The sequence below is a fragment of the Pirellulimonas nuda genome (genome assembly GCF_007750855.1).
Classification (GTDB): Bacteria; Planctomycetota; Planctomycetia; order Pirellulales; family Lacipirellulaceae; genus Pirellulimonas; species Pirellulimonas nuda.
The window spans coordinates 3,542,646-3,567,906 of sequence record NZ_CP036291.1; the positions used below are offsets into that span (position 1 = coordinate 3,542,646).

A 25,261-nucleotide genomic window follows, 5' to 3' on the forward strand; every position below is an offset into this window, starting at 1 on the left:
AGCCTCCATGCGGCTTTTTCTCCACTGTTATCGCGGGTGAAGATTCCGCCCACGGGACCGGGCGGATACGATCTTGGGGACGTCGCTTCCTCGGTCTTCCACCCCCCTGCCCCGTGCCAGCCGAACTCCCGCCCGACGTCGAGCAACTGTTGTACGCCGTTTTGGCCGTGCAGCTTGGGCTAGTAGCGCCCGAGACCTTGCGTCAGCTGACTTCGCAGGACGAAACGGATAGCGACCAGACGCTCGGACAGCGGCTTGTGCAATCCGGCTCGCTACGGGCGGACGAGCACGACTTATTGACAGAGATCGCGTCGGTGGCCCACCTGAGGGCCGGAGCGTCGCTTGATCGCGTGCTGGCGTCCTGCCCTACCCTCGGTTCCCTCAAGATTGCGTTGAACGAATCGCAGGGGGGATCCGACCGAGAAAGCGCGCCGACAGTTCTGTTCGAGCAGTCGGACCACGACACATCCGTCGTCTCAGGGGAACGGGGCGGCGGGCTGGTTCGTCAAACGGCCGCGGGCGAGCGTTTCGTCAAGCTCAAGCCGCACGCCGCCGGTGGGCTGGGCGAGGTTTCGGTGGCGCGCGATGAACAGGTGCGTCGCGAGGTCGCTCTTAAGGAGCTTCAAGAGAAGTACGCCGACGACCCGGAGAAGCGACGGAGGTTTCTCGTCGAAGGGGAGATCACCGGCGCCCTGGAGCACCCCGGCGTCGTGCCGGTGTACGCACTTGGGGTCGATCCGCTGGGGAGGCCCTTCTACGCGATGCGCTTTATCCGCGGTGAGAGCCTCCGCGGCGCCGCCAAGACGTTAGCGCGCGGCTGGCCGCGGAGCAGCAGGTTCGACCGCGGCAACCTCGACTTCCGGCGATTGCTCACGCGGTTCGTCGAGGTCTGCAACGCGGTGCAGTACGCCCACAGCCGTGGGGTATTGCACCGCGACCTGAAGCCGGACAACGTCATGCTGGGCAAGCACGGCGAGACGTACGTGGTTGATTGGGGCATGGCCAGGATCATGTCCGAGCCAGAGGAGACCCTAGCGCCGGTGAGCGAGCAGAAGGTGCGGGCCACGTACTCCGGCGATTCGGCGACCCAGATGGGCAGCGTGATGGGGACCCTCGAGTTCATGAGCCCGGAGCAGGCCGCCGGAGATATCGCGGCGCTCGGGCCGCCGGCCGACGTGTTCTCGCTCGGGGCGACGCTCTACTACTTGTTGACGGAGAAGGCGCCGATCCGCGGAGAGACGATCAACGAGAAGCTCCGCCGTGCGCAGGCGGCCGAGTTCACGCCGGCACGCGAACTCGCGCGCGAGATCCCCCCTCCCCTGGCAGCCGTGTGCGACCGAGCGATGGCGAGGCGTCCCGCGGACCGGTACCCGAGCGCACGGGCCCTGGCGGACGATGTGGAGGCATGGCTAGCGGACGCCCCGCTTATCGCCCACGCCGACTCTCCGACCGAACGGGCCAGCCGGTTCTTGCGGCGTCACTGGAAATGGGTCACGCCCGTCGTGGTCGGAACGCTCGCCGCGGCGTTGATCGCGGGGCTGGCGTCGATCGCGATCGACGCGGCGCGCCGCGAGGCCGTTCGGTTGGCTGAGTCCGAGTCCGCGGCAAGGCGGCTCGCCGAACAGCGGCTTGGTGTGGCCCGGGACTCGGTCGATGCGTGGCTGACCGGGGCTAGCGAGACGATGCGCTATTTCCCCAGCGCCGTGCAGGCCCGGCGAACGATGCTCCAGCAGGCCGCCGAAGCGTACCGCGGCTTCGCCGCAGAGTCGGGCGATGACGCGGGGATCGCACTCGAGCGTGGCCGCAGCCTGATCCGGCTCGGATCGATCTATCGGACGCTGCGTGAGAATGCCGCGGCAGCAGATTCGTTTACAGAAGCGGTCGAGGCTCTTGCGGCAGTCGATCGTAGCTCAGAGGTCGGCCATGCAGCGCAGATCGAAACGGCGCGGGCCGAGGGGCTGCTGGCCAGCGTCCAAGCAGAGGCGGGCGACTGGGTTGCTGCGTCGAGCACCTTCCAAGGGGCGATCGCACGGATCACCGCCCAAACCCGCGATTCGACCGATGGCGATCGACAGGCGCTGTTAGCGGAGTGTGAAATCCTCGCTTCGTTCGGCGCCGCCGCGGCCCTCACAGGCGATATGAAAGAGGCGACGAAACGCTTGAATGCCGCGCGCGATGCGGCGCTCTCCCTATCCGCCGAGGGCGCCGGAGATCTCAGGCCGCGTGAGCTGCTGGCGGCCGCGGAGCTGAACCTTGGACAGATCGAGCTGCTGGAGGGGGACGCCCCGGTCGCCGAACGCCGGTTCCGGGAAGCGCTCGCGTTCTTTCAAGCCGCCCGCATCATCGATCCGCGGCAGCTACGCTACGGGCAGTCGGCGGCCGACGCATCGCTCTACCTTGCCGCGGCGCGAAGGCGTCTGGGGGATCTGGCCGGAGAGGCGGACGCGTCTCAGCAAGCAATCGACGCTTACCTGGCGCTGCTGGCTCAGCAGCCGGGCTCGCCCGTGCTAGAAGAGCGGCTGATGCTCGCCCGTATCGACCTCGGCCAGTTGCGGTTGGACCTGGCCGACCCGGACGGCGCCGAGGCTGCCCTCGCCATGGCTAGCGAAACATCCGAGTTGCTGCTCGGCAGTGGAGCGCGGGGCCCGCAGGTGCTCGAGGCGCGTGCCGCCGTGCTAGACGCCATGGCAGAACTACGACTACTCAAAGGGGAGCATCAAGCCGCCCTGGAATCAGCAGAGGCGGCCACAGCGGTCTTGAGCGCCTTGATCGATTCCTTACCGGACACTCCCCAGTACCGATTGCGGTTAGCGGTGTCGCTCGGTAACGCGGCCCGCGCCCTGGAAATCCAGGCAGACCTTGAGGGTGCACGCAAGCGGCTAACGACGGCGCTAGATTTGCTGGCGCCCCTCTGCGTGGGGCCCGACAGGTCGGCGGATGCGATCTCGGTGTCCGCGGCGATGAACGGTCGTCTAGCCACGCTGCTGGCGGGAGAAGAGCCTGCCTCGTCGGCCGAACGGTTAGAAGACGCCCAGCAACAGTGGAGTGAGGCAGTGATCGGCGCGGTTGAGGCGCGGATTTTCCAGCAAGCAACCCTGTTCATGCTCACCCGCCCAGACGCCACCCTGTCACACTACACAACGGCGCTCCGCTGGGCCGAATCGGCCGTTGCCAGCGCGCCGCACCACCCTCGAGGCCAGATCCTGCTGGCCTGGGCGAAGCAGGCCACCGGGGGCCCGCTCGATCAAGCGTCGATCATCGGCGGCAGCCCACTGGAGACCGCCAGCAAAGGCTACTTGAATTCCTTGCGGCTGGCGGTGTCTCACCCATCCGATGCACTTCGGGCCCAGAGTGAAGCCCGTGTCGCTGCTGAGGCCATCCCCGGTGACTGGCTGCTGTCGCCGCTAGCGAAGATGGTCGATGCCCGCCTAGCAGCAACCGCCGACCCACCCCCAACAAACAGTCAAGAATCGCCCCACGAGTGACTCCAGCTCATCCGCCTTGCTGGCGGCGCCGATGGTAACGATTAGGCAGAGTTTTCCGGACTGGGGCGGCGATCACTACCGTCGTGTTGTTTTGCTGGGGGGACGATGGGAGCGGGGCGTTTCATATCGCTGGTGCTGCCGATCTTTGTGCTGGCGTCGGTGAATGCGGCATCTGGGCACGACGGCTACGCGTCCTATGGCGACGTTGTGTGGGCGAGCGATCGCGCCGAGCAGGCGCAGTTCCAGGCGCCGCTTCTGCCGCAGGCCGACCTGGGCATCGTCCCGCAGGCGCCGCAAGCATCGTCTGCTCAGCTCCGCTTAGCGTCGGTCGAGGGGCTGACCCCGCTCGGGGTCAATTTTGCGACCGCCGGCGACGCCAAGTTCCGCGGCGCTACCGACGCCGGCGACCTCCTCGGGCTCGCCCCAGGCGTCGTGAACCTGGGCGTTCAGCACCGCAACCCCATTGTGACCGATCCCCGCGTGCGTGGCAGCCGCGTGGGCGCTTTGGCCGCCTCGGGTTCCTACTGGGTGCCGGCCCGGATCGATCTCGACACGGCCGTCAGCAAGATCGACTCCCGCTGGATCGACGATGTGCTGGTGGTCGCGGGCCCCTACTCCGCGCTCCACGGGCCGGGGTTTGAGTTTGTGGACATCGAGCTGGCCAAGGCGCCGCGCTACAGCGGCGGCTACGAGTCGCACGGCGTCACGGGACTCGACTACAAGGCCAACGGCCAGCAGTGGCACGGACGGCAGGCGTTTGAGGGGGGGTCCGACGTGTGGGGATTCCGGGTTGGCTACAACCACCGCACCGGCAGCGACTACACCACCGGCAATGGCGAGCAGGTCGCGGCCAGCTACAACGCGCGAAGCTGGAACGTGGCCCTCGGCGCGAATCTGACGGAGAGCACGACGGTGGACCTCCACCTGCTGAGGCTCGATCAGACGGACGTCGAGCTCCCCGGCCAGGCCTTCGACATCAGCTATTTGGTGACCGATGGGTACGAAGTGGGGCTGGTGCTGGAAGATCGGCCGCGGGCCGATCGGCTGCTGGTCGAAGCGTGGTACAACCGCACGCGTTTCGACGGCAACGCACAGAACCCGAGCAAACGCGCCCAGTTCCCCTACCTCGATTTCATCGAGTTCGTGGGCTTCACGAACGTCGACTCGATGTCGACCGGCTACCGGGCCGCCGGTGTTTGGGACGGTGAAGAGGGCGAGACGCTGACGCTCGGCGCCGATCTACGCTACATCCGGCAGGAGCTCAACGAGATCACCAGCGGTCAGCAGGGGTTCTTCGCGTGGGACGACGCCAATTCCCCGATCCCCCGCAGCGATTCGGCTAACCCCGGTTTGTTCGCCGAATACGCGGCGCATAGCGAATCAGGGACCCGCGTGAAGCTCGGAGGGCGGCTCGACTTGGTCGCGATGGATGTGCTGGCCGACGCGGCGTCGCTGGCCAACGTCGGCATCGTGCAGACCTCGGCCGCTGCGATCCTCGGCACGTCTGATTTTGACCAAGACGAGCTGCTCGGCCTGTGCTACCTGGCCGTCGATCAAGAACTGGGGGATGGCTTCTGGGTCGGCTCAAGCGTCGGCTACGCCGAGCGGGCGCCCAACCTCACCGAGCGGTACGCGATCGAGCCCTTCATGTTCTTGCTGCAGAACGGCCTCAACACGGTCACGGGCAATCCGTTGCTCGATAAGGAGCGGCGTCTCCAGGTGGATCTCCGCGCCTCCAAGCAGGCCGAGTTCGTTCGCGGCGACGTGACGCTGTTCCACGCCTGGGCGTGGGACTACATCACCTTCCAGGCGTTATCTACGGTGACCGGCCCGCCGCAGGGCGATATCCAGCAGGTCAACCTCAACTACGTCAATACCAAGCTGGCGACGCTGTGGGGCGCCGAGGCGCGGGGCGAGTGTGACCTCACCGGCACCTGCACGGGGTTCTCGACCCTGCGGTATGTCGAGGGGACCGACCAAAACCGCGACGGCTCGTACGCCACCCGCCAAGCCACCGCGACCACCCCATCGGAGAACTTTGCGGGGCTTTCGCGTGGTTTCTTTAGCGGGCTGACGGGTGACGACAACGAGCCGCTCCCCGGCATCCTGCCCTTTGAAAGCCGGATCGGGCTGCGGCTGCACGAGGCCGATCCCGCCCCCTGGTGGCTGGTGGAGGTCTCTGCGCGGTTGGTGGATGCTCAACACCGTGTGGCGCGGAGCCTGCTTGAATCGACGACGCCCGCGTTCGTGACGTTCGACCTGCGTAGTTCTTGGCGGCCGCGAGAGCGCGTCGTGCTGGTCGCCGGCGTCGAGAACTTCACCGACCGCAACTACCGCGAGGCGCTCGACTTTCGATCGACCGGCGGCGGGCCTAGCGTATTCCGCCCGGGGGTGACGGCGTACGTCGGGGGCGAGCTTGCCTACTGATTTGGGACTGACTGCGCGCGCGTTGTAGTTGGGTAGCGACGTGAAGAATCGATCACGGATAGCGCCAACTATTCTGCGACCGCACGAAGGGTAAGCAGAGCAGCTCCTTCGCTAGCCCGCTCGATCGCCCCGATATCGACTAGGCCGAGCTGAATGGCGAGCGCTGCGTCCAGTAGTGCTTGGGATTCGGGCGGTGATTGCGTAGGCACGGTTCGGCGGGTGATGTTCCGTTAGCGGCGAAGTGCGTACTGCAAGCTGGCTTCGAGCTTCCCAGCGCGGCGTCGCACCGGCTCCCAGCCGTCGAAGGGGTTATCGAGCAGTTGATGGACCGGGCGCGGTGTTGGGTGTTGCGTGTTGCGTGTTGCGTGTTGCGTTCGCTCTTGGGACGCTGGGCCAGGGCGAGCACGAGGTTGGGGTCGATGTCGGGTAGGACGTACGCCGCTGCACGGCGTGCGGGGCGATCGCGCGTGGGGGCGACGAGCGGCGGGCACGCCGCCCGCCAGCGAGGCGAGGCTCGCGGAATGATCGAGGGCGCCCGTGACCCCGCCGTCCGCGGTGATGATCGTGACGCTGTCGCTGACCTTGGCGTCCAACCAAGCGGCCTGCTCGTCCGGCGCCCCCGCCGACTGCGACCCCCTTGAAGCGATTGCCATGGCCGCCTGGCCCAAGGCCCTGCTGGACCCAAACCTCCTCAGCGGGGCCCGCGCCCCTCCCGACCTCGATCGCGCTCGTCGCAACGAGAAAGTTTACACGTCGACCAGCACTTCCCGGAGCGATCGGAGCCCGCGTCTGAGCAGGCCCGCTACGGCGGCCGGGGTGCGGTCCATGGCGACCACGATCTCGTCCAGGCTCGCCCCCTGCAGGTGCCGGAGGGTGACCGCGGTTCGCTGCGCCTCAGGGAGCCGGCCGACCGCCGCCTGCAGCCGCACCGCTGCCTCGGCCCGCAGCACGGTGCGGCTGGCGGTGGCGTGGCGTCCGCGTCCGGGGGTCAGCCACGCGAGCTGGGTCTCCCCGGGGGTCGGCTCGCAGTGCTGCTCACGCCGGTGGTCCCGCTTCGCCGCCCGGTTAGCGCGGGCCGCGTTCAAGACGTTCCGCTCCAAGATCCGGGTGAGCCACGCCCGCAGCTCCGGCTCGGTCCCCCCCCGGAACTCACCGATCGAGCGGTACGCCTCCAGCTCGGTCTTCTGGACGACGTCCGAGGGGGCCTCGCGGCGACGCAACGCGCCGCCCACCTTGCGGTCCGCGAGCCGAACCAGCTCGGGGTGAAACCGACGCAGCAGCTGGTCGATCGCGTGCTCGTCTCCCCCCTTAGCGGCGGCGATCGCTTGCTCGAGCTGGGCGTCGGGATCCATAAGCGGGAACGGTTCGCAGCGCCTGACATGTTGGGGGGCCGATCCCCCATTCTGTCCGGCGCGGGTGGCGGCGGCAATCGTCTCGCCCGACCGCCCCCTCCCCGAGCCGACGAGTCCGCGGCGAATTTTCGGGTTTCTTGCGGTCCCCACGCGCCGGGATGGCGCCCAGCAGGTAGAGCAAGACGCGACGCCCCGCAGAGGACGTCGACCCGATCAGGCCGCCCCGGCCCGCGCGGAACGCGACCGGCCGGCCGACCCGGGTCCTTCTCCGACAAGCCCCCCCACACCGAGCAAGGCCATGAATCATTCGCACACCACGCACCCTCTCCCGCCAGCTCTCTACCACGGCCCGCTGGCCACCGTTGGAGGCGTCTCCCCAAAAAGGCCCGCCTCGGAGGAGGGCGCCCGGGTCGGGGCAGCGGCCGCCGCGTCGGACCCATCTGCCGCTCGCCGACCGCACGCGATCGAGCGGCAGATGGGTCGCGCCTGCCGAAAAACGCTCCTCCGCGCCGCATGGACCTGCCTCCAGTTGACGGTTTTGCTGCCGCTGATGCCGGTCATCCTGTTGGCTTGGCTCTGCTACTTCGCGACCCGTGGGGGGGAAACCGACCCTTTGCAGAACGACGTCTCGCCGGCCGAGGCGGGCCGCGAGCGGTTCGAGCCCCCGCAGGTGGGCGTGCTCTGAGGAGGGCGACCCGGCCGCGGGCTGCCCCTCGCCGGTCTCCGGCCGGTCCTCCGCGGCCCGCGGCGTCGCCCAACCGGGCCCGCGGCCGATCCTCGGTTTTCCGTGTTTTCGGCGGGCGGCTGGTGTTACTATGCGTAGCACCGATACGCCCCTTCCCACCACGCAACGCCGACGCCGCAACGATGCGCCACGCAAACACCGCTAGGCTTGGGGTGAGCGTGCGGGACCAGACGACCGGACCGGTGCTGGGCCTGCTGCTGCTCGTGCTCTTGGCTGCACCGACCCCTGCCGAACCGGCCCGGTTCTGGATCGCCACGTCGGCCGAGGCGCCCGCCGGCCCCGGGTCGCCCTCCGTGCCGGCCCCCTGGGGGGCGCCGCGGCTGTTCTACCTCTGGGCGCAGCCCGCGACCGTCGCCGAAGGTGCGTACGATCCGCTCCAGAACCCGTTCGACGTGCTGCAGCGTTTCTCGCTCAACCTAGTCGCCCCCGACCCCGAAGTGATTTTCACGCAAGCTTCGATCACGGTTCACAACCCGCAGATCGGCCCGAACGCGCGCCGCTTCGAGTTCGTCAACGACGCGGGAACCGGGCTGGCGCTGACCACCCCGCAGCGGCGGCTGGCGGGAGACGCCTACCCGCTCCAAGGGGCGCAGGGCTACTCGATCTTCAGCAACGACACGATCGACATCGGGCCGCTGTGCGACCCGGGGGACGGTCTCTGCACACCGTCCCTGGGGGGCGCCCCGGCCTGGCTCATCGCCACCCTCAGCCTCCAGCTTGAACCCGGTTCGCCCGACGCGGCGCTGTTCCTGCAAATCGGCGAGCTGGGGATGAACCACCTCGGGGCGGGCTCGGCGCAGACGATGGTGGTGTTTGGGGACGGGGCCGGTCCGGTCTACCGGGCCGGGCCCGCCGGCGCCAGCGACCGCGGCGTCACGCTCCCGGGCGACACCCCCGACCTGCTGCTCCGCACAACGCCGGCGCCGGGGGACTACAACCTAGACGGGTTCGTCGACGCGGCCGACTACTCGGTGTGGCGCGACTCCCTCACGCAGGCCGGGGCGGGCCTGGCCGCCGACGGCGACGGAAGCGGCGTGATCGACGCCGGCGACTACGACGTCTGGCGGGACAACTTCGGCGTGCCGGCCGGCGCCACGCTCGCGAGACCCGTTCCCGAACCGGCCGCCGGGCTGCTGCTCGCCCTGGCCGTGGCGTACCTCTGCGTCTCGCGGCGGTCGCGCCACCGCGGAGCGTGGTGTGGCCCCGTAGTCCTCTCGGCCCTGACGCTGCTGCCGCCGGCGCCGGCCGACGCGGCGCAGATCGTCGCGCGGTGGACCGGCCCGAGCGGCGGCGTCTGGTCCAACCCGGGGAACTGGGACGCCAACCAAACCCCGGCAAACGGCGTCGACACCTACGCCGTCGTGATCCCGACTGATCTGACCGTGAATCTGGACGTTGGCGTGCCAAGCCCGGTCGAGATCGACGCGTTGAATCTGGCCGGCAACGCGAATCTCTCCATCGCCGCGGGCCAGAAGTTGTCGGTGCTGGGGGGCACGCTGCTCGAGGGGACGCTCGCGCTCAACGGCGGAGGCGCCGAATTCAACGCGTTGGGGGGCGGGGTCGGCTTTGGGAGCAACGCACGGGTCAGCGTTGTGGGGGGGGCAACCGCCTCGCTCAGCGCCACGGGCTACGCGCTGGTGACCAACCCTGGCAGCGCCACGCTGCTCTCGGCGGCGGGCGCCGGCTCGCGGCTGGGGCTGCCGTCGTTGGGGTCGATCACGTCAATCGCCACCAGCGGGACGCAGACCATCGAGGCCGCCGGCGGGGGCGTGCTCGACCTCTCGGGGGTCACCACCATCCAGAAGAACAACGGTGGGACCCTGAGGTTCCGCGTCGCGGGCGCCGGCAGCAGCCTCGACCTCAGCGCCCTGCAGTCGATCAGCGGCAGCACGCTGATGGACGTCTCGGGGAGCGGGCTGCTCACCCTCGCCGGCCTCAGCGAGACGACCGGGATGAGCGTCGCGGTCGACGGCGGCAGCACCCTCAACCTGCCGGCGCTCGCCGCCTACCGGTACGCGAGCATGACGGTCGCCGCGGGGGGGACCGTCAACGCCCCGGGGGTCACCGACATCACCGGAGCCCAGCTCAGCCTCACGCCGCAGACCTCCGTCAACCTCGGCACGCTGGCGGTGATCGACGACGCCCGCATCGCGGTCAGCGGCGGCCGGGTGTTCAACCAAGTGAGCGCCACGGGCTACGCGCTGGTGACCAACCCGGGCAGCGCTACGCTGCTCTCGGCGTCCGGCGCCGGCTCGCGGCTGGGGCTGCCGTCGCTGGATTCGATCACGTCGGTCGCCACCAGCGGGACGCAGACCATCGAGGCCGCCGGCGGGGGCGTGCTCGACCTCTCGGGGGTCACCACCATCCAGAAGAACAACGGCGGGACCCTGAAATTCCGCGTCGCGGGCGCCGGCAGCAGCCTCGACCTCAGCGCCCTGCAGTCGATCAGCGGCAGCACGCTGATGGACGTCTCGGGGAGCGGGCTGCTCACCCTCGCCGGCCTCAGCGAGACGACCGGGATGAGCGTTGCGGTCGACGGCGGCAGCACCCTCAACCTGCCGGCGCTCGCCGCCTACCGGTACGCGAGCATGACGGTCGCCGCGGGGGGGACCGTCAACGCCCCGGGGGTCACCGACATCACCGGAGCCCAGCTCAGCCTCACGCCGCAGACCTCCGTCAACCTCGGCACGCTGGCGGTGATCGACGACGCCCGCATCGCGGTCAGCGGCGGCCGGGTGTTCAACCAAGTGAGCGCCACGGGCTACGCGCTGGTGACCAACCCGGGCAGCGCTACGCTGCTCTCGGCGTCCGGCGCCGGCTCGCGGCTGGGGCTGCCGTCGCTGGATTCGATCACGTCGGTCGCCACTAGCGGGACGCAGACCATCGAGGCCGCCGGCGGGGGCGTGCTCGACCTCTCGGGGGTCACCACCATCCAGAAGAACAACGGCGGGACCCTGAGGTTCCGCGTCGCGGGCGCCGGCAGCAGCCTCGACCTCAGCGCCCTGCAGTCGATCAGCGGCAGCACGCTGATGGACGTCTCGGGGAGCGGGCTGCTCACCCTCGCCGGCCTCAGCGAGACGACCGGGATGAGCGTCGCGGTCGACGGCGGCAGCACCCTCAACCTGCCGGCGCTGGCCGCCTACCGGTACGCGAGCATGACGGTCGCCGCGGGGGGGACCGTCAACGCCCTGGGGGTCACCGACATCACCGGAGCCCAGCTCAGCCTCACGCCGCAGACCTCCGTCAACCTCGGCACGCTGGCGGTGATCGACGACGCCCGCATCGCGGTCAGCGGCGGCCGGGTGTTCAACCAAGTGAGCGCCACGGGCTACGCGCTGGTGACCAACCCGGGCAGCGCTACGCTGCTCTCGGCGTCCGGCGCCGGCTCGCGGCTGGGGCTGCCGTCGCTGGATTCGATCACGTCGGTCGCCACCAGCGGGACGCAGACCATCGAGGCCGCCGGCGGGGGCGTGCTCGACCTCTCGGGGGTCACCACCATCCAGAAGAACAACGGTGGGACCCTGAGGTTTCAGGCCCGCACCGGCGGCCGGTTGTCGCTCGGTGGCCTCGTCGCAAGCGGCTCGGTGCGGATCGAGGCGGACGGGCTCGATTCGGGGATCGAGGTCGCCGGCGACCTCGTGCTGGGCGCCTCGGCAAGCCTGCTGGTCGACAACCAAGCGACGCTCCGCGTGGGGGGGGACGTCTCCTACCCCGCGATCGAGTTCGATTACGACGGCGGAGTGTTGAACCTGGTCGGCGGCGGCGCCCAGCAGCTCGAGGTGGGGGGCGCGGACCTGCTGGTGGGCGGGGCGACGGCCGGCAACTTTGGACTCGGACGCCTGCTGGTCGGCTCGCCCGGTCAAGGGACAGGAGTGACGCTCGTCGACGCGGTCGACAACGGCAACCGCGGCGGCGCCGGCGGCCAGGACGAGTCGCTCTACCTGTACGGCGTCGGTGGCCCGAACGGTTTGGTGGTCTACCCCGACTCGGTGCTGACCCTCAACGGATTAAATGTCTACGCCTGGGACCCCTCGGCCGGCGGCGGCGCCGGCGCGCAGGTCCACCTCAACAGCCTGTTCGCACCCGGACAAAACCGGATCCCGTACTTTGGCGGGGGGTACCTGCAGCTTACGGCGGACGTCGTGAACTCCTGGCTCGAGGATGGGGGCGGGGCGTGGTCGAGCGCCGCGAGCTGGACCGCCGGCCTCGCGCCCAACGGCCCCAACGACGAGGCGATCCTTTCCGCGGCGCTGGTGAGCGGCCCGGCCACGATCGTCCTGGACCTCGACGCGACTGTCGCCTCGGTCAGGTTCGACAACGCCACGTACGGCTACACGATCGGCGCCGACGGCGTCCACCGCCTGACGCTCACCGGCGCGGCGCAGCTGAACGCCGTCGCGGGGACCCACGCGATCTCAGCGCCGATCGCTGGAACGGCCGGGCTCCACAAGACCGGCGCCGGTCGTCTCACCCTCTCGGGCGCCAGCGACTACAGCGGCCCGACGCGCATCTCGGCGGGCGTGCTGGCGGTCGCCTCGGCCGGGGGCCTGGGGGCGAGCCGGTCGATTAACGTCGCCGCCGCCTCGACGCTCGACCTCAGCGGGCTGGGAGGCTACACGCTACCATCGGGGGGAAGGCTCGACGGCCAGGGGACGGTCGTGGTCCGCAAGGGCGCCCAGGCGGCGACCCTCACGATCCCGCAGACGGGCGTGCTGGGGGGGAGCCTGACCCTGCTGGGCGACGTCGCAAACGCCGGCCGGCTGGCGCCTGGCGCCTCGCCCGGCATCGTGACGGTTGTCGGCGACTACACGCAGCTTGCCGGCAGCACGCTCGAGATCGAGTTCGGCGGGCTTACCCCCAGCGTAGAACACGACCTCGTCATCGTGACCGGCGCGGCCGACCTCAACGGGTCGCTCGCCGTGCCGCTCTACAACGGCTACACCCCCAATTTCTCGTCGGGGGTCGCGTTGGAGTACATCACGGCCTTGACCGCCGCGGGGGGCGTGAGCGGACGGTTTGTCGACGCCGACTCGCCGAACTCCAGCTATGGGGTCATCGTCATCTACGGGTCCCACACCGTCGAGGTCGCTTTGACGCCGGGGACCGGCTTCCAGTCGCTGCTGGCCGACATGAACGGAAACGGGTTCCTTGACCCGGGCGATTGGGCCGGGTTCGCCCACGCCCTACGCGACCCCGACGGTTACGACGACGGCTTCTTCCAACCGGGCCGCCACATCGCCGTCGGCGATCTGGACCGGAACGGGCGCCTTGATTTCGACGACGTTGGCCGCTTCGCGACGTACTATGCTGCGGGCGGGGGCGCCTCGTACGCGGAGGTGCTCGCGGGGATTTCGGGCCGGTTGGCCGTCCCCGAGCCGGTGTCCGCCGTGCTCCTCGTGACCGTCGCGGCCCCGTGGCTGGCGGCCCCGACGCGGCGTCGCAGGCTCCGGATTGGCGCCCCCAACCGCGGCGCCGTCGGAACGGGGCGCCTACGATGAACGCTCCCCGGCGGCCCCACGTCCGGCCCTCGCCCGACGCACCTCCACCGGCGCTGAGCGGGTTTACGCTGGTCGAGCTGCTGGTGGTGATCGCGATCGTCGGCGTCCTGACCGCGCTGCTCCTGCCCGCGGTCCAGTCGGCCCGCGGGTCGGCCCGTCGCAGCAGCTGCGCCAACCACCTCCGGCAGCTGGGGCTCGCGGTCCACGCCTACGAATCCCAACACGGCGCGTTCCCGGCCGGCGCACAGCTGCACGACCAAGAGAAACTCCCCGGCGTCAGCTGGCGGGTGCTGATCTTGCCCCACATGGAAGAGGGGGCCCTCTACGAACAGATCGGGCCGACCCCCGACGGCGGCGCCCTCGATTGGTCGGCCCAGACCGTCGTGATCGCCCCGCTGGTGTGCCCGAGCACCCCGGCGCAGCAAGACAACCCGCTGCTGCTCAAGGAGTCGAAGTACTACGGGGTCGCCGGGGCCCTGAGATCCGGCGGGTACCTCGACCTCGAGGACGCGCAGTGCGGCGACCTGAGCGCCAACGGTTTCTTCTTCCCGGGGAGCCGGACCCGCGTCGCGCAGATCGAGGACGGGACGTCGCACACGCTGGCCATCGGTGAACGCGACACGACCTTCCACGACTGGATGACCGGGGCCAACTGGCGGGACGCGCCCCCCACACGGGTCTGCAGCTTCGCGGCGAGCAACATCCGCTACCCGGTCAACGCCGACCGCGCCGAATGGGGCTACTTCGTCGGCGACTTCTCGGTCCCCCCGGGGGCCGAGAAGACGATACTGCTGAACGACCTGAACTTCGCGAGCCTCCACCCCGGCGGCGCCCAGTTCTGCTTGGGCGACGCGGGCGTCCAGTTCCTGTCGGAGGAGATCGATTTCACCGTTTACGAAGACATGGCGACGATCGCCGGCGGTGAGGTCAGGGGTCGGCCGTAGACGCCCCTTCTGTATCGGACGCCTGGGCCGAGCCGGGCGGCCGGAGGGTCAACGGCGGGTTGCCGGTGAGCTGGCAGGCCATCAGGTACGCCGACTCTGGGTCGTGCGGCCAGCGGCCCTCCAACTCCTGCTTCAGCTCCGCGACGCGGGCCAGGTTCGCCTGCGCCGATGCGAAGCCCAGCACCTTGGTCAACGCCCACTCCGACTCCAGCCAATCCAGCTGCAGAGCCGGCTCCGCCGGGGCCTGCATCGCCAGCCGCTGGTTCAGCCCCCGCGCCCGAGCGAGCAGGTCCGCCGCCCCCTCCCGATCGTCCGCCAGAGCGAGGCGCGCCAGCCGCGTGTAGCAGACCGCCAACGCGTGATCGATTTGGGCGGGATCCTGCGCCTCTGGACGGAATAAAGCGAGCGACTGGGTCGCCGCCTCGTAGTGCCCTCGCGCGGCGTCCGCATCCCCTAGTGCGTCTGCGAGCTGCGCCTTGGCGAGTTGCAACAGCGTGGCCTCCCGGCGGCCCGCGGCCGGGACGGGTCCTCCGCCCGGCTCGATCGGGGCAAGCGATCGCAGCAAGTCGGCCGCCAGATCGCGTCGCAGCGGCTGGGCCGGCGACGGCGGCCAGAACTCCCAGGGGTTGGCCCTCCCTTCCCAAGCGTCGAGCCGGTCGCGGAGCGCCTTGGTCGTATCGTCGGCGGCCCGCACCGCCTGGTCCTTCTGACGGATCAGGCGGTTCCGCTCGGCGTAGCGGGTCTGCAGTTCCAGACGCTGGCCGCGGAACACGACCGCCGCCAACGGCCCCGCAACCGCGAGCAGCACAACCAGCCCACCCGCGAGTGCGGCGGCGGGGTTCCGCTTCACCCATCGCCAGAGCCGCTCGCGCCGCGACGTGGGGCGGGCCAAGATCGCCACACCGGTCAGGTGACGCCGCAGCTCTTGGGCAACCTGCTGCGCCGTCTGGTACCGCTTTTGAGGGTCTTTCTCAAGGCACTTCAGCGTGATCGTTTCCAGGTCCCTGGGGATGTGCGAAGCGAGCTTCCGGGGTCCCGGGGCCTCGTCGTGGATGATCTGGTGCATGATCATCCGGGCGTTTCCGCGGAACGGCAGCTCCCCGGTGAGCAGGCGGAAGAGCGTCACGCCGAGGGAATAGACGTCGCTACGCCTGTCGGCTGCATGGCTCTCCCCCTTGGCCTGCTCGGGGGACATGTAGGCCGGAGTCCCCAAGACCTGCCCGTCGACGGTGACGGTCACCTCGCCGGCCTCCCGCCGCGCCAACCCAAAATCCAGCAGGTGGGGCTCGTCGGCCCCGTCGATCATGATGTTGCCGGGCTTCAGGTCGCGGTGGATCACCCCTTTCTCGTGCGCGTGGTGGAGCGCCTCGGCGATCTTCACGGCCAGCGCGGCCGCGTCGCGCGCCGGCGGCCGCTGCGCCGTGAGCCAGTCGTCGAGCGTGACGCCCCGAATCAGGTCGCTGACGATGTAGATGGTGTCGCCGTCACGCCCCACCTCATGGACGCCCACGATATTGGGGTGCTGCAGCTGGGCGGCCGCCCGCGCTTCGCGCAAAAACTTCTCGGACTCATCCGCGTCCATCATCCCCTGACGTGGGATCTTGACCGCCACCCCCCGGTCGAGCTCGGTGTCGCGTGCTTTCCAGACCGAACCGAAGCCGCCGACCCCGAGCCGTTCGAGCAATTCGAACCGTCCGACCCGGGTTACCGCGGGCGCCTCGCGCGTGGCCTGCGGCCCCCCCACCAGACAGAACCGGCTGCCGCACGACGCGCAGACCAGGTCCACAAAGGACGCGTCAACCGCCACCCGTTTGGGCGACTGGCAGTGCGGGCAGCGCACCTCGAGCGTGTTGCCGCCGTCGGCCTGCGTGGCGAGCGCCAGCGTGCTGCGCCGCCCCATCCGCTCGACGTGGTGCTCCTCTGAAAAGTAGTCTCGCAACTGGTCGGCAAACGCTGGGTGGGCCGCGATCAGCGTGTCAGGTTCGGGGCGTTCCCCCGCGTCAAGCCGTCGCAGGTACTCCGCTAGAACCTCGTCCAGGCTCGTCTCGGGGCCGCTTCCGTCGGTGGGTCCAATCATCCGCAGGCGTCTGGGGTGCACGTAAGTGGGACGCGTTGGCGGGGGCGCAGCGGGATCGGCCGGTGCTGCCGCGACAGCTTAACCCGGTGACGGGTCAAAAAAAACTCACCCCACGCGCGGTCCGGCCACGCCCGGACGGCGCCTCTCCCTAAGACGGGGAAGCCCAATGGGGCGCCCCCAAGGTTCGACCGCCTTCTGGAGAGAACGATGAAACAATGTAGGAACTGGTCTGATTCGCGGCTCAAGCTGCACGCCGGCGTGGCCCTGTGGACCGCGTTGCCGCTGCTGGCCGGCTGTGCGGTCGCCGACGCGACCGCACCCGCGGCGGATCACGCGGACTCGGGTGGGGACGCCCCGAGCGCGTGGGTCGTGACCGACGAGGTGAAGAAGGCCGCGGCGCAGGCGCTGCAGGAAGAACGCCAAGAAGAAGCCGATTTCGAGCAGAGGTTGCTGCAACACCGCGACCGCGACACCATCGTGGAGCAGTTGTGCGAGGTCGTGAAGCACGGCAAGGCCCACTTCATCACTGCGTATCAAGCGGCGCTGGGGACGCTGGATGTCCGTGACGCGAACGGGCTTACCCCGCTGACGGTGGCCGCGATGGCTGGCCGCTTGGACTCGGTCGACGCGCTGCTCCGCCTGGGGGCGGACCCGGACTTCGCCAGCCAGGTGGGGGAGGACGCCCGGTTCTCGCCGCTGCACGCGGCCGCCGGCGCCGGGAGCATCGCCTGCGCCAAGCGGCTCTTGGACGCGGGCGCCGACCCTGACGCACGCGGCCCGGGGGGGCAAACGCCCGCCGACTGGTTGCAGAGCAACGGCTGGGCGCCGGCCGACGCCCCGGGACCCCTGGCGGCGCAGCTCGACCGGCTCCTTGCCGAGCGGGACGAGAACCAGGACGTGCTGAGCCCCGCGCGCACGCCGGAGCAAGAGAATCAGAGGATCCACGCGGCGCTGGCCGGACGAGCACTCGACTGGCGGCAGCGGCTTGAGCTTTTTCGGCGCATGAACCTTGAGCGTCCCAACAACCCCCAGGCGACCCGCGAGATCGCGCGTGTGCTCATCGAACGGGAGTTCTACGCGATGGCGCTCGAAATGCTCGGCGAGCGCCTGGCGGCCGACCCGCAAGACGCCCAGGCGTGGGCGCTGAAGGGCGAGGCCTGCTACCGCACCAAGCGGCTCCCCGACGCGCTGCATTCCTACGACGCCGCGCTGGGCCTGCAGCCCAACAACGGCGACTGGCTCCGCAAACGCGCCGGCGTCCACCGTGCGTTGGGATCCGCCGCCAGCGCCCACGCCGACCTGGACGCGGCGCAGGAGCACGGCGCCGACCCAGCTTCAACGCTCAACACGCGCGGGCTCGTGTACGAGCTTCAGGAGCGTACCGGGGACGCGCTGTCCGCCTACCGGGCAGCGATCGAGGCGGACCCACGTCTGACCTACCCCTATTACAACTTGGCGAGACTCAGCAAGCAGCGTGGCGCGTTAGACGAAGCGATCGAGCAGTGCCTGCTTAGCGTCGCGGCCAACCCCCTCAACGCATTCGCCCACAGCCGTTTGGCCCTTTACCTCAGCCAGGCCGATCGCCTGCCCGAGGCGGTCGCCGCCAATCACCGCGCGCTGCGCGTGGCGCCCGGCGCGCGGTCCGCGAAGCAGCCGCACTACAACCTGGGGGTGCTGCTGGCCCAGAACCACCAACCGCTGGAAACACTCGAGCATATGACCGAAGTCTTGGCGACCGACCCCGGCTTCTTCCACGCCTATAAGTTCCGTGCGGAGGCCCTCAAGGAGCTCGGGGACGCATCGGGCGCCTACGAAGACCTCAAGATGCACGAGCAACTGACGCTGATCGACCAGATTCAAACCCGGCTCGGTTTGGCGTCGGTCCACACGCCGATCCCCGATGGGCGCCCGATCGTGGTCGGCGCAAGTCAGCAGTGGGGCGCGTCGGACGTGCGCGGAGAAGCGGGCGCCGCTTGGTCGTCCGCCGGCGGCCGTCCCGTGACGCTCGCCCGGCTGATGCTCTGCAATGCTGCGGTCAACGACGACGACTTCCGTGTGCTGGCCGCGCTGGCCGCGGGCGCCGACGCCGAGACGACGTCCCCGAAAGGTCTTACCCCGCTGCTCCTCGCCGCCGGCCGAAGCAACAACCCGCTGGTGATCAAGCGCCTGATCGCTGCCGGCGCCGACCAGACGCAGACCACCCCCGACGGGCAGAACGTCGTCGCGTTGCTGGCCCGGAGGGCGGAGACGTCGGGCGACGGGGCGGGGCTGTTCGACGCCGAGGCCTTGGCGCGGCCCGACGCCGCGGCGGATCTCGAGTCGATCGTGGATCGCGCGATCGAGGCGTCCATCGATCAAGACCTCAAGGCAATCTCCGGGCTTGTCGAGGAGGAACGCGCCCGCCGGGCCGAGAACGCCGCGGACGAGCGGGAGATCCGTGAGATGGAAGCCCAGATCGCGGCAGCCGCCGGCGGGGGCTACGACGACTACCGCCAGTACAGCCTCGAGATGGGCGAACGCTACGAACGCTACGAGCAAGATAGCGATCTGCGGAGGCAGCTCAGCAGCCGGGCCTCTTCCGCGGCCTCGGGCCAGGCCCTCACGGTCAGCGTGGGGGCGATCCGCAAGGCGAAAGCGATTTATGCGGGTAGCCCGGAGCGGTACGAGGAGTTCCGCCAGAGGTTGAGGGCGACGATGGAGTACTTCAAGCCGCGTTAGTCGCGCGAACTCTCGGTGAAATCCGGTCTGCCGGCGGCGCCTTGGAGGGCGCCGCCGGAAATAGGCGGACCCGCACGGTCGGGAGCCCTGCTTGTTTCGCGCTTGCGGGGTTCTCGGACCGGCTCTTCGCTGTGGCCAACTAACAAACCAGCGCCAACGGTGGGAGGCGTGGCGAAACGTTCGACTGCTCCGGGTTGCTGTGCCTGCCGGGTCGCCGCGACGGCAGGACGTCGTCGGGACGGGAGCTCCTCCGCGTCGGCCCATCGTTCACCGGGGCCCCAGCATGGCACGTACGGTTGCTTGCGCTTCTGCCACTGCATCCTTTCGTGATTGGGGACGAGGCGGGTAGCGCTGCGGTGGGGGGGTGGCTGCCCGCGGCCGGCGCCTAACCCGCCCGCGAGCCAAGCCGATGCGAGGGGTCGACAGGCTGACGCGGGGAGGTTTCTGGCAATGCAGAGCGTCCCGAACGCGCGTCGAGCCTTCGGCGCCGGCCTCTACGATCTGCGAATCTCGATATTCCGGCCGACGTCGACACAGGTCCCTCCCCTGCCCCGGCGGGGCCGTCGTGTCCCGCTACGGCGTCGTCCGACCGCTCGAGATCTCGAGCCTCACACTGGGAGCAATTCGCCCGTCGCTACGCCGACGATGATCCTTCGCACCTCGTCCTTGGAGATCCCAAGCCGCGCGGCCATCGCGACGAGCACCGACTGCTCGCGCACCGAAAGCTTGCCGTCGGCCAACGCCACCGCAACCATCAGGATAAAACCGTCACGGCTGGCGGCATCTGCCGGGGCCGGGTCGCGTTGGGCCTCGGCGAAGAGTTTTTGCATGCGGGGCTTGGTGATCCCGTGCTTCTTGCCCCAACGCACCAGCAGGCGGTTCTCCCGCTTGCCGAGTCCGTCCCCGACGGCGAGCTTGATCAGGTTGGAGAACATCCGCTCGTCGCGCGCGGCGGGCAGCGGCACGGTTGGCGTGCCGCTGGCTTGGGCCAGCCGCTCGTGCTGGTAGTGATCGACGGCTTCTCGGGCGTGGGTCTGGGCCCGCCGGCTGCCGCGGATCAGCCACCAGGCCCCCGCCGCCACCAGCGCCAACGGCGGACCAAGCGCCCATGGGTGGTGGACCATCGCCGAGACCGCCACCACCAGCAAAGAGAGGGCTGCCCCCATCAAAACGCTTAATAGCAGCATCCCCCACCGAGCGATCTGGCCGAGGACCGGCACGTGGTACAGCAGGTTGGAAAACCGCTCCAGCAAGCCGTAGACGCCCAGCACCACCACGGCCGCGCCGCCCAGCCGTGCGAGCCAGGTCTCCTTGGCAGAACGCGACTTGAGGACGCCGAGCGCGTGCCGCCGATCCCCGTTGACAAGGTGGTGCAGCACGCCGTCGTTCTTCATCAGGTCGGCGGGCAGGTAACGTTCGTACAGCAGGGCGGACAGGCGCCCAGGGGACACATCGAACTGCTTGCCGCGCGCCCGCCGGCCGTCCATCTTTCCAAAGTAGGTCGCAACGGGCGCGTTGGGGACGCCCGTGTAGTCCAAACGTTCGTCCCCAAGCCTGGGATGAGCCAGGTTTCCGCGGACCAAGCACGCGCGCGCCTGCAGCAGGCCCGCCTGTCGGCCCGCCTGGGTAAGCGGGAGGTCGACCCCCGAAATCGGGACTTTGTCATCCACCAGTTGGACGGCGTCTGGATGGACTTCTAGGTCGCCTACCAGGTACTTGGTGGGGAAGAGGGCGCCGCCGCGCAGCGTCTGTTTGACGCCCTGGTTGCGAGCGTTGTCTGGGACCGACGGGCCCCAGCTCAGCTTCCAGTCTGAGTCGCCGCTCTTGTGCCAGGAGCAGACCGATGCGGCCCGGTCGACGCAGAGGTAGCTGGCGAACGGCTTAACGTAGCGCCCCTCGATCGGGACCTGGGTGTCGACCTCGCCGGTCAGTGAAAAGGTGTCCACCGCGGCGGCGTCCGCCGCCGATTGCACCACCGGCGCGTCGCGGGCCGCCCGGTAGAAATCGAACCGCCCCTCGTTCTCCCAGAGCGCCAGCACACCCGCGACGACAATCGCCGAACCGGTCGCGACCACTTCCCACCGACCGTTCGGTCTCTCTCTTGCCACCAGGAGGGTCTCCAAGGGGGACGATAAGAGGGTGCGCCTCTTACAATAGGCGATAGGATCGCAACGGCCGAACGCGACCTGTCCGGTCCCATCGGTTGGATCGGGCCCCAGCGCCCAACAACCATCGGCCGGGGCGTTGGCTAGTGGGATCGAAGACCAGCCGCATTGTAGACGCACCGGCCGCCGGCGCCATCAACACGGTCCGACCCCAGGTCGCAGCCCAGCCGCCGCCCGTCGTGCCGCCTGCCAGGCGAACGGGCTGCCTGCCGCTCGCGGTCAGAACCTCGCGAGTCGATGACGATCGTCTCGTGCAGGCGAACAGCGTCGCCAGGCTGATCGTCGCGCAGCGCGTCTTGGATTGCCGCGAGCCGTCCTGGACGCCGCCCGCTGCGCCGCCATCCAGATCACCACTTGGGAAACCTGTAGCGGCAGGCGTTCGCGGACCCGGCTGCACGTCGAGTGACCCGTCGTCGACTCGGTCTGCGTAACGCCAAAGAACTCTCGCAGGCTGAGTCTGTCGGCGCCCGGCCACGCGATGTCGCTCTGCGAACCGATCCGTTCGAAGCAACCGACCATCAGCATCCGAAAGATAGGACACCGGCGGGACCGATGGCGGCCCGGGGCGCCCGCCGGCTCATCCTACCGCTCGCAAATTTTCTGGACCTCGCGGTCGAAGCCCGCCTCAGCCAAGAGTCGGTTCGGCCGCTTGCAGAACGCGCGAACCTGGCTCTTGGCCGGCCGCTGGGCCCTCACCAGCAACACCTCCTGCCCGTCTCAAGCACGCCGTCCCGTCCCCATCGCCTCCCTCCTGCTTACCTCATGCTTCCGTCGGCGACGCAGCCTTGCGCTAAGGCGCTGGTGCGGGGAGTGGTGATCTTCTTCCGGCTTTTAGGCGAGTCGACTCCTTCGAGTGACGTAGGTTTGTAGTGGGGCGCCCCATTCAACGCGGGCCGGCGTTTCGCTTAGTTTTGTCCTGAACCGAAGGTGAGATAGGCCGCCGAGGCAGCGGGTTTCCCAGCTAGTTCACCGCGCCCGTCAATGCAGGTCGGGAGACACGTCGCTCAGGCAGGTGAGGCGCCATGGACCTTTGGAAGACCCAGCTCCGGCGGGCGGCGGCGCTGTTCGAAGCGTGCGACGGCCAGCAGCCGATCGCCATGCAATTGACCTGGCGGCCGCTCGGGTCCCCGCTCGGCGCCGCTCCGCAGCAACTAGACGCCCGCCTGTGTGAGAAGCCGCTGCACTTTCTCAGGCGGTTTGGCGCGGGGTGGGGTCCGCGACTCTCCCATCCGGCCGCCTGGCCTCCCGGTCTCGACAAGCCCGGGCTGCTGCGGGTGGACCTGTTCGCCCAGGAGCAGGGCGCCGCCGGGAAAGTGGCGCTGGTCACCGCGCTGGAGGCCTCGCTCAGATCCGCTCAGGCTCTCAGCGGAGCCCCCGGCGACCTGCTGCTGTGGCTGGGATACACCAACCTCCCGCAGGCGAAGCCGGAGGCGTGGCTCGCCGTGCTTTGGTCGCTTGCTTGGCGTCACGCCACGGGCCCCGGCCTCGCCGCAGACCGCTGCTTTTATCCCTCGGGCGATCAGGGCGACTGCTTCAGACTCCTTCCGGGGCAATCGCCCGAAGAGGTCCCTCCCTTGTCCGCCGCCATCACCCAAGACGCGTTGTGGCGTTCCTACCTGGGGCATCTCGCCCGGGCGAGCCTCCGAGCGATCGACGTGCTGCTGCAATGAGTGGCACAGCAGCGGTAGTCGCCCCTCCCGCCACGCTTCACGAGGGGCCTGTTAAATCCGCTCGTGCGGACCAACGCGATCGAGGCCGAGCGGCTGTCGGCCGACGCACGGGTGGTCGTTGGGCAGGGCCGCGGCCGGTACGGCAGCAGCGGTGAGGCGTTCCTCTGGGACGCGGCGACGTCGGCTGGCAGCCCTTCGCTAGCCCGCATCTCACGGGACGGAGTTCCCGTTCGGCAGCCGCGAAGGCCCTATACGCGATTCACTTGCCCTTGGTGGCCTTCGTCGCGATGAACGTGGGGATGTACTCGGAGATTGGCCAGTCCGACCAGCAGTCTTCAAACAACCCCGTGATGGCTAGACCCGCGTCGATCTGCCCACCGACCTGATCCGTCAGGGTATGGCCAAAACAGAACGGCTCATCGTCGTCACGAAACGCCTGCCGCTGCTCGGAAGAAAGACTGGTCAGATCAGAATAGGGGATTCTGTGACAGACTTTGAATTCGCCCTTTTCCAACAGTTGATCGTCGAACAGGTAGACAATCGGACTGACGATACCTGAAAGCAGGTTGGCTCCTGGCTTCATGACTCGCGCCGCTTCCTTCCACACCGGCAGTACGTTGGGAACAAAGCAGTTGGAGCACGGATGAACGATCAAGTCGAAAGACGCGTTTGCGAAAGCGGAAAGGTCAGCCATGTCGCCTAGAACCAACTTGATCGCCAAGCCTTCACGGTCGGCCACGAGTTGATCCTGCGCCAATTGAGCTGGCGAATTGTCGAGCACCGTGACATGGGCTCCAGCCGCCGCGAGGATGGGCGCTTGCTGTCCTCCGCTACCAGCAAGGCAAAGAACCTCGATAGAACTTGCGCGGAAATCGGGAAACCACGTGTTTGGGACAGATTTCTCCGGCGTGAGAACGATCCGCCAGTCATCCTTTCGGGCCCGCTCGATTTCCTCCGGTGAAACAGGAATCGTCCAGCGGTTTCTTTTCCGAACCTGGCTGTTCCAAGCCGCACGGTTGTAGGCGACGATGTCATCCGCTGGATCGAGGTTCTGGCTCATTGGTTTCAGCGTCCAAGTTGGATGGATCTGATGGGCGATTCTCAGAAGGAATAACGCTGCCAATTGCCCGGCGGCGACCAGCAATTGTCTATTCGTACCCGCCCGGACGCGCCGCTCGGGTGCACTTGATTGTTGGCCGTTATAACCGAGTCGGATCAGAGCGGAGCCCCGATGACGCCTTCGCCCGGGAAACTGCGTGGTTGAGCTCAGTTCTGAGACGCGACCCGGATATGTCCGCTGAGGTAAGTTCATCAGCGTGTCGCCTTGGAATCGATCGCTGCCAAGTGCTCGTGGTCCGTGCCGCAACATCCACCGATCAGGCAGAGTCCACGGAGTCGCCCCGTCGAATTTTGCGTCGAGCTCTACGGCGAGCATGCTCGGGTCGCCACGGCAGAGGACAGGATCGTCACCCAACTCGACCGGGCCGTGAATCTCGGTCGCGAAAAGCCCGTCGGCGACGCCCGCAACCCGGTGGCGGCCCAGGACGACTTGCTGGACTGGTCCGACGCCCCGCGGTGGCGTACGGCGATTGGGACCCACGAACCTCTTTCTGCGCTGCGGGTTCGGCTGGGGGTTTGAGCGGTTCTTACGCCTAGCGGGCCCGCTGCCCACCGGCGGCAGCCGAGCCGGGGCAGGCGCCGAGGCGGGGAGGCATCGCTAGAGTCGGCGAGGCGAAATCGTCCAGGCTCAAATTTGTTGTTAACAACAAACTTGCCCTCCTCCGGGGGCTAAAAAAAGGGCTCCCCTCAAGCGTGCCCCCCCCTCCCCCGCCGGCCGCGCGGACGCAGCAGCGTCCGAAGCGGCCCGCCGGGATTGGAACCGACCGGATCACCCGGCCCTGATCGTGGCGCCCTGCCCTCTGCCTGCCGACCGCTACCGCCGCCGCTGCACCCGTCGCCTCGGCGCCGGCCTCGACAAGGCCCGCTTCTGCTGCGCGAGCCTGCAACAGGCAAAGACTCCCCCTATCGCGAGCACGACGACCGTCGGCCAGAACGCGGTGGTGAGCAGCACGGACAGAACAACGCACGCCCAGAACACAACCGCCCGCGGGGGCGGCCGCGTCCAGAACTCGGGGCGCGAGGCCCCTTGGCTTTCGCTACCCGTCAAGGGTTGCCTCCTT

At 68.8% G+C, this 25,261-nt stretch carries 13 protein-coding genes and 1 pseudogene; 8 read left to right on the forward strand and 6 right to left on the reverse strand.

All coding sequences use genetic code 11. From position 1 onward, the window contains the following. Positions 1 to 113 precede the first annotated feature (113 nt). Together Pla175_RS13870 and Pla175_RS13875 are read left to right on the forward strand one after the other, a co-directional pair. Positions 114 to 3,485 (forward strand): serine/threonine-protein kinase, encoded by a 3,372-nt coding sequence (locus Pla175_RS13870; protein ID WP_197526816.1) that lies wholly within the window; start codon positions 114 to 116, stop codon positions 3,483 to 3,485. A 132-nt stretch (positions 3,486 to 3,617) separates the two neighbouring features. Beyond that, on the forward strand, positions 3,618 to 5,912 hold the full coding sequence (locus tag Pla175_RS13875) for a TonB-dependent receptor domain-containing protein (RefSeq protein WP_145285925.1): 2,295 nt from the start codon (positions 3,618 to 3,620) through the stop codon (positions 5,910 to 5,912). A 746-nt stretch (positions 5,913 to 6,658) separates the two neighbouring features. On the opposite strand, the gene Pla175_RS13880 is transcribed toward Pla175_RS13875, so the two are convergent. Beyond that, positions 6,659 to 7,264 (reverse strand): sigma-70 family RNA polymerase sigma factor, encoded by a 606-nt coding sequence (locus tag Pla175_RS13880; protein ID WP_145285928.1) that lies wholly within the window; start codon positions 7,262 to 7,264, stop codon positions 6,659 to 6,661. 298 nt (positions 7,265 to 7,562) lie between these two features. Here Pla175_RS13880 and Pla175_RS13885 point away from each other — a divergent pair, with 298 nt between their 5' ends. The 3 genes from Pla175_RS13885 (at position 7,563) to Pla175_RS13895 (ending at position 14,451) form a co-directional block, all read left to right on the forward strand. Further along, positions 7,563 to 7,949 carry a hypothetical protein gene (locus Pla175_RS13885; protein ID WP_145285933.1) on the forward strand — a complete coding sequence of 129 codons (387 nt, stop codon included), beginning with the start codon at positions 7,563 to 7,565 and terminating at the stop codon, positions 7,947 to 7,949. Positions 7,950 to 8,131: 182 nt separating this feature from the next. Beyond that, entirely contained in the window at positions 8,132 to 13,507 is a 5,376-nt protein-coding gene (locus Pla175_RS13890) for an autotransporter-associated beta strand repeat-containing protein (RefSeq protein ID WP_145285936.1), read from the forward strand. Beyond that, entirely contained in the window at positions 13,504 to 14,451 is a 948-nt protein-coding gene (locus Pla175_RS13895) for a DUF1559 domain-containing protein (protein WP_145285939.1), read from the forward strand. Before Pla175_RS13890 ends, Pla175_RS13895 begins: the two co-directional genes overlap by 4 nt. Here Pla175_RS13895 and Pla175_RS13900 read toward each other — a convergent pair. Then, positions 14,435 to 16,528, reverse strand: a complete 2,094-nt coding sequence (locus Pla175_RS13900; RefSeq protein ID WP_145285944.1) for a serine/threonine-protein kinase — start codon at positions 16,526 to 16,528, stop codon at positions 14,435 to 14,437. The genes Pla175_RS13895 and Pla175_RS13900 overlap by 17 nt on opposite strands. Before the next feature lie 207 nt (positions 16,529 to 16,735). Between Pla175_RS13900 and Pla175_RS13905 the strand changes: the two genes are divergently transcribed. Then, positions 16,736 to 19,246 carry an ankyrin repeat domain-containing protein gene (locus Pla175_RS13905; protein WP_145285948.1) on the forward strand — a complete coding sequence of 837 codons (2,511 nt, stop codon included), beginning with the start codon at positions 16,736 to 16,738 and terminating at the stop codon, positions 19,244 to 19,246. Between the two features lie 608 nt (positions 19,247 to 19,854). Here the strand turns inward: Pla175_RS13905 and Pla175_RS13910 are convergent. Then, positions 19,855 to 21,354 carry a TMEM43 family protein gene (locus Pla175_RS13910; protein WP_197526817.1) on the reverse strand — a complete coding sequence of 500 codons (1,500 nt, stop codon included), beginning with the start codon at positions 21,352 to 21,354 and terminating at the stop codon, positions 19,855 to 19,857. A gap of 1,079 nt (positions 21,355 to 22,433) precedes the next feature. Between Pla175_RS13910 and Pla175_RS13915 the strand changes: the two genes are divergently transcribed. Next, a complete protein-coding gene (locus tag Pla175_RS13915; protein WP_145285955.1) occupies positions 22,434 to 23,081 on the forward strand; it encodes a hypothetical protein in 648 nt (215 codons plus the stop codon). 259 nt (positions 23,082 to 23,340) lie between these two features. On the opposite strand, the gene Pla175_RS13920 is transcribed toward Pla175_RS13915, so the two are convergent. Both Pla175_RS13920 and Pla175_RS27135 read right to left on the reverse strand, forming a co-directional pair. Beyond that, complete coding sequence (locus tag Pla175_RS13920; protein ID WP_145285958.1) at positions 23,341 to 24,141, reverse strand: class I SAM-dependent methyltransferase; 801 nt, start codon at positions 24,139 to 24,141, stop codon at positions 23,341 to 23,343. Between the two features lie 251 nt (positions 24,142 to 24,392). Beyond that, positions 24,393 to 24,467: pseudogene (locus tag Pla175_RS27135) on the reverse strand (hypothetical protein); the annotation flags it as partial. 100 nt (positions 24,468 to 24,567) lie between these two features. Between Pla175_RS27135 and Pla175_RS26035 the strand changes: the two are divergent. Beyond that, positions 24,568 to 24,720 (forward strand): hypothetical protein, encoded by a 153-nt coding sequence (locus tag Pla175_RS26035; protein ID WP_197526818.1) that lies wholly within the window; start codon positions 24,568 to 24,570, stop codon positions 24,718 to 24,720. A 294-nt stretch (positions 24,721 to 25,014) separates the two neighbouring features. Here Pla175_RS26035 and Pla175_RS13930 read toward each other — a convergent pair whose 3' ends face one another. Beyond that, positions 25,015 to 25,248, reverse strand: a complete 234-nt coding sequence (locus tag Pla175_RS13930) for a hypothetical protein (protein ID WP_145285961.1) — start codon at positions 25,246 to 25,248, stop codon at positions 25,015 to 25,017. Positions 25,249 to 25,261 lie beyond the last annotated feature (13 nt).

Bases quoted from the DNA above. Each gene is read 5' to 3' on its own strand.
- Pla175_RS13905 (WP_145285948.1), top strand. From the start codon at position 16,736: ATGAAACAATGTAGGAACTGGTCTGATTCGCGGCTCAAGCTGCACGCC.
- Pla175_RS13880 (WP_145285928.1), bottom strand. From the start codon at position 7,264: ATGGATCCCGACGCCCAGCTCGAGCAAGCGATCGCCGCCGCTAAGGGG.
- Pla175_RS13920 (WP_145285958.1), bottom strand. From the start codon at position 24,141: ATGAGCCAGAACCTCGATCCAGCGGATGACATCGTCGCCTACAACCGT.
- Pla175_RS13885 (WP_145285933.1), top strand. From the start codon at position 7,563: ATGAATCATTCGCACACCACGCACCCTCTCCCGCCAGCTCTCTACCAC.
- Pla175_RS13915 (WP_145285955.1), top strand. From the start codon at position 22,434: ATGGACCTTTGGAAGACCCAGCTCCGGCGGGCGGCGGCGCTGTTCGAA.
- Pla175_RS13890 (WP_145285936.1), top strand. From the start codon at position 8,132: ATGCGCCACGCAAACACCGCTAGGCTTGGGGTGAGCGTGCGGGACCAG.
- Pla175_RS13900 (WP_145285944.1), bottom strand. From the start codon at position 16,528: ATGATTGGACCCACCGACGGAAGCGGCCCCGAGACGAGCCTGGACGAG.
- Pla175_RS13895 (WP_145285939.1), top strand. From the start codon at position 13,504: ATGAACGCTCCCCGGCGGCCCCACGTCCGGCCCTCGCCCGACGCACCT.